The following is a 12212-nucleotide window of genomic DNA, read 5'->3' as shown; positions in this document are numbered from 1 at the left end:
CGCCACCCACAGGAGCGAACCGCCATGGCCAACCCCTTCGACCGCGAGGACGGCACCTTCCTCGTCCTCGTCAACGAGGAGGGCCAGCACTCCCTCTGGCCGTCCTTCGCCGCCGTCCCGTCCGGCTGGTCGGTCGCGCTGGAGGCCACCGACCGGGCCGCCGCCGTCGCCCACGTCGAGGCCAACTGGACCGACCTGCGCCCGCTCAGCCTGCAACAACTGGATTGAACCAGACGTCAGTTGAACGTCATCGACCCGTCATCGGCGCTCATTAGCTTTCTGGCCGGAAGCAGATTTCCGGACGCCTGGAAAAACGGAGGAAACGAGAAATGACGACGGTTGCGCCCGAACGCCTCGCCCGTATCCGCGAAATCATCGCCGAGAACATCGACGTCCACACCGAGTTCGCCGACACCGCCCTGTTCGTGGACGAGTTGGGCGCGGACTCGCTCAAGCTGATCGACGTGCTGAGCGCGCTGGAGATGGAGTACTCCATCGTCATCGACATGAACGAGCTGCCGAAGATGGTGAACGTGGCGGCCACCTACGAGGTGACGGCGGCCGCCGCCGGCTGGTAGCCCGCGCGCCGCCCGCGCCGTCCGTACCACCCGCACCCCGTACGCACCCCCTCCCGCTCCACACCGCTCCACACCGCTCCACACCGCTCCACACCGCGCTCCAGGAGAGGTCCCATGGAATCCACCGCACAGTCACCAGCGGCCCCCCGGTCCGGTACGCCGGCCGGGCGCCGCCGGGTCGTCCTCACCGGTCTCGGGGCGATCTCCAGCATCGGCACGGGCATCGAGGAGTACACCGCGGGGCTGCGGTCCGGCCGTTCCGGCGCACGGCCGATCACCCGCTTCGACACCGAGGGCTTCGGCCAGAACATCGCCTGCGAGGTCCCCGACTTCGAGCCGGAGCGCTGGATCCACCGGGTCCCGCTCCAGGACATCGGCCGGGCCGGCCAGTTCGCCGTCGCGGCGGCCCGGATGGCGGTCGACGACGCCGGGCTGACCGAGGACGACCTCGGCGAGCGCCAGGCCGTGATCAGCGTCGGCACCACCGACGGCGAGTCGCACGACATCGGGCTGCTGGTGGAGCAGGAGCTGGCCGCCGGGAGCCCGAAGGCGATCGACCCGGTGCTGTCCCGCCGGATCAACGCCGGCCGGCTGAGCACCGCGATCGCCCGCGAACTGCGGATGCCCAACGTGGAGCCGACCACCATCACCACCGCCTGCGCGGCCGGCAACTACTCGATCGGCTACGGGCTGGACGCGATCCGCTCCGGCGAGGTCGACATCGCGCTGTGCGGCGGCGCCGACGCGGTCTGCCGCAAGGCCTTCGCCCTGTTCAAGCGCTTCGGCGCGCTCACCCCGGACGTGGTCCGACCGTTCGACCGCGACCGCCAGGGCATCCTGACCGGCGAGGGCGCGGGCATCCTCGTCCTGGAGAGCCTGGATTCCGCGCTCTCCCGCGGCGCCCGAATCCACGCCGAGGTGCTCGGCTACGGCCTCAGCTGCGACGCCGCCCACGCCACCGCCCCCAACCGGGACGGCATCGCCCGCGGCATCCGGCTGGCCCTGGCCGACGCCGGGGTCGAGCGCGACGAGGTCGACTTCATCTCCGCGCACGGCACCGGCACCAAGGCCAACGACCGGACGGAGTCGGCCGCGATCCTCGACGTCTACGGCGACGCCCCGCCGCCCACCGTCGCCGTGAAGTCGATGCTCGGCCACTCGATGGGCGCCGCCAGCGCGCTCGCCGCGATCGCCTGCAGCATCGCCATCACGGACCAGTTCATCCCGCCGACCATCAACCACCGGGAGACCGACCCGGAATGCCCGCTGGACGTCGTCCCCAACCGGGCGGTCGACGCCGAGGTCCGGATCGTCGAGAACAACTCCAGCGCCTTCGCCGGCAACAACGCCGTCCTGATCCTCGGCACGTACGGAGAGCGAGACCGCTGATGACCACCGCCACCGCACCGCCGGCCCTGCCGCCGGAGACCCCCGTCATCACCGGCTGGTCGGCCGTCTCGCCGTACGGCCTGACCAGCCGGGCCTTCGCCGACGGCCTGCGGGCCCGCGCCCGCACCGCCGCCGAGCCGGGCGAGGCGTACGGCCCGCTGCCCTCGGCCGAGGCCTGCCTGGTGCCCGGCTTCGACATCAAGGGCCTGCTCGGCCCCACCGGCACCGCCAAGATGGACCGGCTCACCGCACTCACCCTGGTCGCCTCCGACGGCCTGCTGAACGACGCCGGGGGCCGGCGGGTGGTGCCCACCGACGAGCGCACCGGCGTGGTCCTCGGCATCTCGATGGGCAGCCTGGAGAACGTCACCAACTTCCTGAAGCAGTCGTACACCAACGCGCTGCCCTTCCACGTGGACGCCGGCCGGATCCCCTTCGGCAGCCTCAACCACGCCGCCGGCGCCACCGCCATCCGGCACGGCCTCACCGGCCCCAACACCACCGTCGCGGGCGGCCGGGTCAGCGGCCTGCTGGCGCTCAACTACGCCCGCCGACTGCTCGGCCAGGGCCGGGCGACCACGTACCTGGTGGGCTCGGCCGAGGAGTTCTCCGCCGCCCACGCCTGGATCGAGCACGCCGCCGTCGCCCCCGGCGACCCGTCGCCGCTGCTCGGCGAGGGCTGCGGCCTGCTGGTGCTCGAACCGGCCGGAACCGCCCGACGCCCGGCGCTGGCCGCCGTCCTGGCGATCGAGACCCGGGTCGACATCGACGACGACCCCGGCGCCGCCGTCACCACCTGCGTGCGCCGCGCCCTCGCCCGGGCCGGTGCCACCGCCGAGGAGGTGTGGGCCGCCGTTCCCAGCGCCGCGCCCACCGCGGCCGGCCGGGCCGAACGGGCGGCACTGGCCGCGCTGTTGCCCGCCCCGGCGCTCACCGCCGTCCCGTCCATGGCACTGCTCGGCGACACCAGCGCGGCCGCCGCGACCTTCCAGATCCAGGCGCTGCTCAGCATCGCCGAGACCGAGCCGGCCGCGGCGGGCCGGACCGCCCTGGTCACCGCCGTCGACCGGGACGGCGCGGTCGGCTGCGCGGTGCTCCGCCTGCTGGCCCCGGCCCCTGCAACCACCGCCCCGGCCCCGAAGCCGACCGCCCCGAACGGAGCCGACGCATGATCGCCCTGGTCAGCGGCGGCTCCCGGGGCATCGGCCGGGCGATCGTGCTCCGCCTCGCCCGGGACGGCTACGACGTCGCCTTCTGCTACCGCGCCGACGCCGACGCCGCCGACCGGCTGGTCAAGGAGGCCGGGGAGGCCGGCACCCGGATCACCGCCACCCGCTGCGACGTGGCCGACTCCGCCGCGGTCCGCGACTGGTTCGCCCGCACCGAGCGCGACCTCGGCCCGGTCGACGCCGCGGTCACCTCGGCGGGCATCACCAGGGACCGTCCGGTGATCCTGATGCCCGAAACCGACTGGGACGAAGTGCTGCGCACGAACCTGGACGGCGTCTACCACGTGTGCCGCGCGGCGGCCTTCGCGATGAGCAAGCGGCGTACCGGAGTGATCGTCAATCTGTCGTCAGTGTCCGGGATTTACGGTAACGTCGGCCAGGCCAACTACGCCGCCTCGAAGGCGGGGATCATCGGCTTCACCAAATCCCTGGCCAAGGAGTGCGGCCCGCGCGGCGTGCGGGCCAACGTGGTCGCCCCGGGCCTGATCGCGACCGACATGGTCGGCGGGATGTCCGGGGCAGCGCTGGAACGGATGCTGGGGAGCGTTGCGCTCGGGCGGGTCGGCAAGCCGGAAGAGGTGGCCGACCTGGTCTCCTTCCTGCTGTCCGACCGGGCGGCGTACATCAGCGGGTCGGTCTTCGAGATCCACGGCGGCGGCACGTTCTGATGGTCCGACGAGTGGGGGCGGGAATGCGGGAAGTGCAGGGTCCGACGGCCGGAGGCGGCAGAGACCACTACGACGCGATCGTGGTCGGCAGCGGCCTCGGCGGACTGGTCAGCGCGGCCTACCTGGCCGCCGACGGGCGCAGCGTGCTCGTCCTCGAACAGCACGACGTGGCCGGCGGCAACGCCCACGTCTTCCGCCGCCGGCGCAAGTACGAGTTCGACGTCGGCACCCACTACGTCGGCGACTGCGGGCCGGACGGCATCTTCCCCGCGATCCTGTCCGGACTCGGCGTCCGCGACCGGGTGTCCTTCCGCCCGATGGACAACGAGCAGGGCTTCGACCGGATCATCACCCCCACCGCCACCCTGGACGTGCCGGCCGGCTGGCCGGGCTACCGGGACCGGCTGCGCGCGGCCCTGCCCGAGGAGGCCGAGGGCGTCGACCGCTTCGTCCACCTCGCCGAGACGGTGGCCGGAGCCACCCGGGAGGCCCTGCTCGGCCGCCCCATGGTCGACCTGTTCCGCCAGTACCCGGACACCATGCGCTGGGCCCGCCGGGCCCGGACCCTCGCCGAGGCCCTGGACCACTGCGGCCTCTCGCCCAAGGCCCGCACCCTGCTCGCCGCCCAGGCCGGCAACTACGGCACCATGCCGGACGGCATCACCTTCGCCGAGCACGCCGCGATGCTCGACCACTACCTGCGCGGCGCCTACTACCCGGAGGGCGGCGGGCAGGTCCTGGTGGCCGCCTTCGTCGAGGCCCTGGAGTCGTACGGCGGCGAGCTGCGCACCCGCTGCGAGGTGCGCCGCATCCTGATCGAGGACGGTCGCGCCACCGGCGTCGAACTCACCGACGGCACCCGGATCTCCGCCCCCCTGGTGATCTCCAACGCCGACTACCGACGCACCGTGCTCGACCTGTGCGGCGGCGAACGGGCCTTCCCCGCCGACCTGGTCGACCGGACCCGCGCGGCCACCATGCGCGGCGCCCTGGTCGCGGTGTACATCGCCCTCGACACCGAGCTGCCCGGCCTGCCCAACGCCAACCTCTGGTGGCACGGCAGCGACGACATGGAGGCCGCGCACGCCGCCATGATCGAGCGCTGGGAACGCGACCGCACGGTGGACTCGATACCCCAGCTGATGTTCTCCTTCGCCTCCCGCAAGGACCCGGACGCCACCGCGGTCTGCCCGCCCGGCCACTCCAACTTCCAGCTGCTCACCCTCTGCCCGCCCGGCTACGACTTCTGGGGCGTCCGCGGCGGCCCGGTGGACGGCGAGCCCTACCGCCGCGACGCCGCCTACCAGGCCCGCAAGCAGCAGTTCACCGAACTGATGGTGACCGCCGCCGAGAAGGTGGTCGGCCCCTTCCGGGACCGCATCACCCACCTGGAGACGGCCACCCCGCTCAGCCACGAGCGCTACACCCGCAGCAGCGGAGGCACCCCGTACGGCATGGCCCGCTGGGGCAACGTCAGCAAGCGGCCCGACGTGCGCACCGACGTCGAGGGCCTGTACGTGGTCGGCCAGAGCACCCGCTTCGGCAGCGGCCTGAGCGCGGTCGCCACCGGCGGCATGGTCGCCGCCGGGCAGATCCTCGACCGCCCGCTGCTGACCGAGGTCGCCGCGGGCGCCGTGCTCGGCGACCCGGCCAGGCTCCCCGACCGCGGCCCCGACTGGGACCCGCTGCTGGTCTCCCGCGGGCGCGCCCGGCAGGGCGCCAAGGGCCTCGCCCGGATCGGCTGAACCCACTCCCGTACCGCACCCGAGCAGGAGCAGTGTTCCCATGACCAGTGCTGCCACAACCGGTGTTGCCACAACCGGTGCTGATGCGACCAGTGCCCCGACCTTCGCCGTCGTCCCCGGCGCCCAGGTGCACGAGGCCCTGCACGGCCACGAGCAGGACGTCATCGCCACCGTCGAGGCCGCCTACCGGCTGCACGGCGAGGGGCGGACGGTCAACCCGGACTCGTACTTCCTGCGCTTCCCGGACCGCCCGTCCGACCGGATCATCGCCCTGCCGGCCTCGCTCCGGGCCTCGGGTGCGGGCGACGGCTCGGCCTCGGCCGACAGCTCCGACTCCGCCTCGAACGATCCCGGGGTGCACGGCATCAAGTGGATCTCCAGCTTCCCCGGGAACGTGGCCGCCGGCCTCCCGCGAGCCTCCGCCGTCCTGATCCTCAACGACGCGGAGACCGGCTACCCGTTCGCCTGCCTGGAGAGCTCGATCATCAGCGCGGCCCGCACCGCCGCCTCCGCCGCCCTCGCCGCCGCCCGGCTGGCCGACGCCCGCGGCGAACGCCCGCGCCGGGTCGGCTTCTTCGGGGTCGGCCTGATCGCCCGCTACCTCCACACCTACCTCGCCGCCAACGGCTTCGACTTCACCGAGGCCGGCGTCCACGACCTCTCCGCCGACCACGCCCACGGCTTCGCCGACTACCTGCGCCGGGCCGAGGGCGAGGACCTGGCCGTCACCGTCCACGAGAAGCCCGAGGACCTGGTCCGCTCCGCCGACCTGGTCGTCTTCGCCACCGTGGCCGGCGAACCGCACGTGACGGACCCGGCCTGGTTCGCCCACCACCCGCTCGTCCTGCACATCTCGCTGCGCGACCTCTCCCCGGAGATCGTCCTCGACTCCTGGAACGTGGTCGACGACATCGACCACTGCCTCAAGGCCGGCACCTCCCCGCACCTGGCCGAACAGCGCGTCGGCCACCGCGAGTTCGTGGCCGGCACGCTGTACGACGTGCTCACCGGCACGATCACCCCGCCCGCCGACCGCACGGTGGTCTTCTCCCCGTTCGGCCTCGGCGTGCTCGACCTGGCCGTCGCCAAGCACGTCCACGACCAGGTCCTGGCGGCGGGCCGGCTGCACACCGTCCCCGACTTCTTCCACGAGCTCAAGCGCTACGGCTGACCCCGCCGCTCCCCCTCCCTCTCCCCTTCCTCCGCCCTCCCCCATCCTCCGTCAGCGGCACGTCAGTTGAGCGTCAGCCGCCACGGCGGAGAATCACCCCATGAGATCCTTTGCCACCCTGGCCGAGTTCACCGAGGCGACCGGCGAGCACCTCGGCTACAGCGACTGGCTGGTCGTCACCCAGGACAGCGTCGACCGGTTCGCCGGCGCGACCGGCGACCTCCAGTGGATCCACGTGGACCCGGAACGCGCCGCCACCGGCCCCTTCGGCACCACCATCGTCCACGGCTACCTGACGCTCGGCCTGCTGCCCGCGATGATGCGCGCCATCTTCGCGATCGAGTCCGTCACCATGGGCGTCAACTTCGGCCTGGACAAGGTGCGTTTCCCGCACCCGGTGAAGGTCGGCGCCCGGGTCCGCGGCGGCGCCCGGGTGACCAGCGTGCGCGAGACCCCGGCCGGCCACCTGGCCGCGGTGCGGATGACCGTGGAGATCGAGGGCGAGACCCGCGCGGCCTGCGTCGCCGACACCCTCTCCCTCTTCCTCGCCGCCCCGAAACCATCGCCCCAAGAGGGGAGTTAGTACCACCGCGTCCCGCACCCCGCCGCCGCCAGAATGGTCCCCACGGCCACCGCGGCCGGGAGCAGCACGCAGGCACCAGAGAGGAGCGCGTCCATGGACCGCACGATGCAGCTCGGGCCCGACCCGGCACCGGTCGAGATCAGGGGCTTCTCCGCTTCCGCCGGACTCACCGGACTCCGGCGGGCGTTGACGCTCTGCTGGCTCTCCGTCTCCGCCTTCGGCCGGTCCCTCGGACTCACCACCGCGATCTCCCTGGTCGGCCCCGGCCTCGGCCTGGTGCCCCGGGCGATGGAGCGGGTCCGCGCCCTGGCGGCCCGTCAGCGCGGCCTGGCCGAGGACTGGTCGGGCGTCCGGATCCCGGGCCCGCCCGGACCGCTGCCGCCCGTCCCCCAGGGCGCCTCCGGGGCGATCGCCCGCTACCGCTGGATCATGAGCGACCCGCAGACCCGCCGGGAGTTCGCCTGGATCCTCACCGACCCGATCGCCGGCGGCCTGCTCGCCTTCGGCCCGATCGCCCTGGTGCTCAGCGGCCTCTGGGGGATCTTCCTGGCCTTCTTCGGCGTCCCGCTGTCCACCGAGTGGGACGGCCTCTGGTACCAGTTCATCCCGATCGACGGCCAGGCCACCGCCGTCCTGGCCGGCGTCCTCGGCCTGCTCCAACTCCCGCTCGCCCTCTGGACGGCGCCCCGCGCGGTGCGCCGGCACGCCCTCCACACCCGCTCGATGCTCGCCCCGAGCGAGCAGGAGCTGATGGCCAGCCGGATCGAGCACCTCACCACCACCCGCAGCACCGCGGTGGACACCCAGATGGCCGAGATCCGCCGGATCGAGCGCGACCTCCACGACGGCGCCCAGGCCCGCCTGGTCGCGATGGGCATGACCCTGGACGCCGCCGAGCACCTCCTGGAGACCAATCCGGACGCCGTCCGCGCCCTGCTGATCGAGGCCCGGGAGTCCTCCTCCAAGGCCCTGGAGGAGATCCGCAACCTGGTCCGCGGCATCCACCCGCCGGTCCTCGCCGACCGCGGACTGGCCGACGCCGTCCGGGCGTTGGCGATGGTCTGCCCGGTCCCCACCGAGGTCGCGGTCGACCTCCCCGGCCGCCCCGAGATGCCCGTCGAGTCCGCCGCCTACTTCGCCATCTCGGAGATCCTCACCAACGTCTCCAAGCACTCGCACGCGGACCGCGCCTGGATCGACATTCGCTACGATCACGGCATGCTGCGCGTCACCGTCACGGACACCGGCCGCGGCGGAGCCGACGCCACCCGCGGCACCGGCCTGCGCGGCATCGAACGACGGCTCGCCACCTTCGACGGCGTCCTCGCCGTCAGCAGCCCCGTCAACGGCCCCACCATGGTCACCATGGAGCTCCCGTGCGCATTGTCCTCGCCGAAGACCACTTCCTCCTGAGGGACGGCCTGATCCGCCTCCTCCAGGCCTACGGCCACGAGGTGACCGCCGCCGTCGACAACGGCGCCGACCTCCTCCGCGCCCTCACCGACCACCAGCCGGACGTCGCCGTCGTCGACGTCCGGCTCCCCCCCAACTTCACCGACGAGGGCCTGCGCGCCGTCCTCACCGCCCGCCGCACCACCCCGACCCTCCCCGTCCTCCTCCTCTCCCAGTACGTCGAACCCCTCTACGCCCGCGAACTCCTCGCCAGCGGCGGCCGCGGCGTCGGCTACATGCTCAAGGACCGCGTCACCAACGGCTCCCAGTTCCTCGACTCCATCCGCCGCGTCGCCGACGGCGGCACCGCCATGGACCCCGAGGTCATCTCCCAACTCCTCGTCCGCAAGGAACGCGACGAATCCGTCGCCGCCCTCTCCACCCGCGAACGCGAAGTCCTCGAATGGCTCGCCCAGGGCCGCTCCAACGCCGGCATCGCCCAGGGCCTCTTCATCACCGAGAAGGCCGTCGCCAAACACATCAGCAACATCTTCACCAAGCTCAACCTCCTCCCCACCGACACCGACAACCGCCGCGTCCTCGCCGTCCTCACCTACCTCGACCAATAACCCCCGGCACCCGCGCACCGGGCCTGCCCCCAGGCCGAGAAAAGGCAAAAGCCCCAGGTCACGGCGAGTGAGTCCTGGGGCTTCTACAGAGCCGCCTGCGGGATTCGAACCCGCGACCTACGCATTACGAGTGCGTTGCTCTGGCCAACTGAGCTAAGGCGGCACCGCTGCCACGTGTGGTGGCAACGCGGGTCAGTCTACACAGGTTCGCAGGTGATCCGTAGCCGGGGCAGTGGGGCCGGGGTGGGGGTGCGGCGGGGGGTGGATGGTTTTCGCTTCGGTCGATCGCCGGTACGACGTTACGATGAGCGCCCCCCTGCCGGCCCCTCCCCACTCCCGGAGCCACCGTGTTCGGTGTCAACGACCTGGCGACGTACGTCCTCGGCGCCCTCGTCATCATTCTGCTGCCCGGCCCCAACTCGCTGTACGTGCTGTCAGTCGCCGCCCGCAAGGGCGTCCGGACCGGGTACCGGGCCGCGGCGGGGGTGTTCGTCGGCGACCTCACGCTGATCAGCCTGACCTCGTTGGGGGCGGCCTCGCTGTTGAAGGCCAACCCGGCGGTGTTCGCGGTGGTGAAGTTCGGCGGCGCCGCGTACCTGCTGTGGATCGGGTTCGGGATGCTGCGGGCGGCCCGCCAGCTGTGGCGCGAGCACCGGGCCGAGGCCGATCCGGCGGGCGGTGCGGAGGCGGTGGAGGAGGCGGGTGAGCGGCCGTTCCGGCGGGCGCTGGTGATCAGCCTGCTGAACCCGAAGGCGATCCTGTTCCTGCTGTCGTTCTTCACCCAGTTCGTCGACCCGTCCTACGGGCAGCCGGTGCTCTCCTTCGCGCTGCTGGGCGGGATCCTGCAGACCTTCAGCATGCTGTACCTCTCGCTGCTGATATTCGCGGGCACCACGCTCGCGACGGCCTTCCGTCGCCGCCGGCGCCTGTCCGCGACCCTGACCAGCGGTGTCGCCGTCCTGTTCGCGGGCTTCGCCGCGAAGCTGGCGGTCTCCTCCGCCTGAGCGGAGGCCCGGCCGGGGGCTGCCCGGGGCTCCGCGGGGCTACCGGTCGCAGCGCTTGCCCTGTTCCGGCGCCTCCCCGGTGAGCAGGAAGCGGTTGACCGCGCCGTCGACGCAGTTGCTGCGCCGCCCGTACGCGGTGTGGCCGTCGCCGTCGTAGGTGAGCAGGCGGCCGGACTCCAGCTGTCCGGCGAGCGAGCGGGCCCACGCGTAGGGGGTGGCCGGGTCGCGGGTGGTGCCGATGACGACGATCGGGGCGGCGCCGGCGGCGCGGATGGTGTGGGCCGCGCCGGTGGCCCGGACGGGCCAGTAGGCGCAGGTCAGGGCCATCCAGGCCATGTCGCGGCCGAAGTGCGGCGAGGCGCGTTCGAAGTCCGGCACCGCCCGCTGGACGTCCTCGGGCGAGCGGAACGGCGCGGGCAGGTCGAGGCAGTTGACCGCCGTGTTGGCGAACATCAGGTTGGGGTAGGAGCCGTCCGCCTCGCGCCCGTAGTAGGCGTCGGAGAGCTTGAGCAGCCCGGTGCCGTCGCCGGCCCTGGCGTCGGTGAGCGCGGTGCGCAGCTTGGGCCACAGGAACTCGGCGTACATGGCCTGGACGACGCCGGTGGTGGCCTGGGCCTCGGTGAGCCGGCGCCCGTTGTCGGTGCTGGGCAGCGGGTGGGCGTGGACGGTCGCGAGCAGGGCGGTGAGCTGGTCGCCGACCTGCTGTCCGGTGCGGCCGAGCGGGCAGTCCTCGCGCTTGGCGCAGTCCTCGGCGAAGGCGGCCCAGGCGGTCTCGAACCCGCCCGCCTGGGTGCGGTTGCCGGTGACGGAGTCGAGCGCCGGGTCCATGGCGCCGTCCAGCACCACCCGCCCGACCCGGGTCGGGAACAGGCCCGCGTAGGTGGCGCCGAGGAAGGTGCCGTACGACTTTCCGACGAAGTTGAGCCGCTCGTCGCCGAGCAGGGCGCGCAGCACGTCCATGTCGCGGGCGGACTCGACGGTGCTGAGGTGGCCGAGCGCGGTCCCGGCCTGCCTGCGGCAGCCCTCGGCGAACTCCTTGTCGACGGCGACCAGCGCGTCGACCGCCCCCTGGTCGCCGGGAGCCAGGTCGGCGGCGGTGAAGGCGTCCATCCGCTCGCCGTTCAGGCAGCTGACCGGGTTGCTGCGGCCGACCCCCCGCGGGTCGAGGCCGACCAGGTCGTACCGGGCGCGCACCGTGCGGTCGTACGTCCCGGCGACGGCCTCCAGGTACTCGACCGCCGAGCCGCCGGGGCCGCCCGGGTTGAGCAGCAGCGAGCCCGCCCGGGGGGTGTCGCCGGAGCCGCCGGGGTCGCCGGGCAGGGCGGCGGCGCGGGCGGCCGCGAGGGTGAGCTCACCGTCACCGGGGTGGTCGTAGTCCATCGGGACCCGGAAGGTCGCGCACTCGAAGCCGCCGTCGCACGACTGCCAGGCCGGGTGCTGCGCGTAGTACGGCGCGAGCGCGGCGGGAACGGCGGCGGGCAGCGGCTCCAAGGGGGTGGCTCCGACGCCGGCACCGTCACCACCACCGGGCCGCGCCCCCGCACCCGCGTCCGCGCCCGTACCCGCGTCCGCAGCCGTCGAGTCGGAGGAGGCCTGTCCGGACACGCCGGACGCGCCGTTCCCACCCGCCGGCCCCGAGGAACCCCGGCCGCACCCGCCCGCCGACGCCGCCAGCAGCCCGACCGCGAGCACCACCGCAACCGCCCGCAACCGCGCGAAGCCCCTCATCCGTCTCCTCCCAACCCACCAGTCCGAGAAACGCACGGGAACGAAGGAACACCGCTGCCCGGTACCCACCCCGGGCACCGGGCAGCGTAACGCCGG

General features: G+C 73.2%; 12 protein-coding genes and 1 tRNA gene. 11 read left to right on the top strand and 2 right to left on the bottom strand.

Translation table 11 applies throughout. From position 1 onward, the window contains the following. Positions 1–24 precede the first annotated feature (24 nt). From ACFV8H_RS14475 to ACFV8H_RS14430, 10 genes are all read left to right on the top strand, one after another. On the top strand, positions 25–228 hold the full coding sequence (locus ACFV8H_RS14475) for an MbtH family protein (protein WP_380399567.1): 204 nt from the start codon (positions 25–27) through the stop codon (positions 226–228). A gap of 101 nt (positions 229–329) precedes the next feature. Next, positions 330–578, top strand: a complete 249-nt coding sequence (locus ACFV8H_RS14470) for an acyl carrier protein (RefSeq protein WP_375887537.1) — start codon at positions 330–332, stop codon at positions 576–578. A 114-nt stretch (positions 579–692) separates the two neighbouring features. Beyond that, entirely contained in the window at positions 693–1967 is a 1275-nt protein-coding gene (locus ACFV8H_RS14465; protein ID WP_380399565.1) for a beta-ketoacyl-[acyl-carrier-protein] synthase family protein, read from the top strand. Beyond that, positions 1967–3139, top strand: a complete 1173-nt coding sequence (locus ACFV8H_RS14460; protein WP_380399563.1) for a beta-ketoacyl synthase N-terminal-like domain-containing protein — start codon at positions 1967–1969, stop codon at positions 3137–3139. The genes ACFV8H_RS14465 and ACFV8H_RS14460 overlap by 1 nt, the downstream gene beginning before the upstream one ends. Then, the gene (fabG, locus tag ACFV8H_RS14455; RefSeq protein WP_380399561.1) at positions 3136–3864 is read left to right on the top strand and encodes a 3-oxoacyl-ACP reductase FabG; all 729 of its coding nucleotides are present in this window, start codon (positions 3136–3138) and stop codon (positions 3862–3864) included. Before ACFV8H_RS14460 ends, fabG begins: the two co-directional genes overlap by 4 nt. A gap of 23 nt (positions 3865–3887) precedes the next feature. Next, on the top strand, positions 3888–5609 hold the full coding sequence (locus ACFV8H_RS14450) for a phytoene desaturase family protein (RefSeq protein WP_380399559.1): 1722 nt from the start codon (positions 3888–3890) through the stop codon (positions 5607–5609). Positions 5610–5649: 40 nt separating this feature from the next. Beyond that, positions 5650–6780, top strand: a complete 1131-nt coding sequence (sbnB, locus tag ACFV8H_RS14445) for a 2,3-diaminopropionate biosynthesis protein SbnB (RefSeq protein ID WP_380399557.1) — start codon at positions 5650–5652, stop codon at positions 6778–6780. Between the two features lie 100 nt (positions 6781–6880). Next, positions 6881–7363, top strand: coding sequence for a MaoC family dehydratase (locus tag ACFV8H_RS14440; protein ID WP_380399555.1), 483 nt, complete (start codon positions 6881–6883; stop codon positions 7361–7363). 93 nt (positions 7364–7456) lie between these two features. After that, on the top strand, positions 7457–8776 hold the full coding sequence (locus tag ACFV8H_RS14435) for a histidine kinase (protein WP_380399553.1): 1320 nt from the start codon (positions 7457–7459) through the stop codon (positions 8774–8776). Continuing rightward, positions 8740–9384 carry a LuxR C-terminal-related transcriptional regulator gene (locus tag ACFV8H_RS14430; protein ID WP_380399551.1) on the top strand — a complete coding sequence of 215 codons (645 nt, stop codon included), beginning with the start codon at positions 8740–8742 and terminating at the stop codon, positions 9382–9384. Before ACFV8H_RS14435 ends, ACFV8H_RS14430 begins: the two co-directional genes overlap by 37 nt. A gap of 89 nt (positions 9385–9473) precedes the next feature. Here ACFV8H_RS14430 and ACFV8H_RS14425 read toward each other — a convergent pair. Further along, positions 9474–9547: transfer RNA gene (locus tag ACFV8H_RS14425), tRNA-Thr, on the bottom strand. A 184-nt stretch (positions 9548–9731) separates the two neighbouring features. Here ACFV8H_RS14425 and leuE point away from each other — a divergent pair. Further along, complete coding sequence (gene leuE, locus ACFV8H_RS14420) at positions 9732–10388, top strand: leucine efflux protein LeuE (protein WP_375887555.1); 657 nt, start codon at positions 9732–9734, stop codon at positions 10386–10388. A gap of 39 nt (positions 10389–10427) precedes the next feature. Here the strand turns inward: leuE and ACFV8H_RS14415 are convergent, their stop codons facing one another. Further along, positions 10428–12116: an alpha/beta hydrolase gene (locus ACFV8H_RS14415; protein ID WP_380399549.1), complete on the bottom strand. Its 1689-nt coding sequence runs from the start codon at positions 12114–12116 to the stop codon at positions 10428–10430. Between the last annotated feature and the right edge of the window lie 96 nt (positions 12117–12212).

The sequence above is a fragment of the Kitasatospora sp. NPDC059827 genome (assembly GCF_042731675.1).
Lineage (GTDB): Bacteria > Actinomycetota > Actinomycetes > Streptomycetales > Streptomycetaceae > Kitasatospora.
Note: the sequence above shows the minus strand (reverse complement) of the source record. Positions and strands in the feature narration are given on the sequence as shown.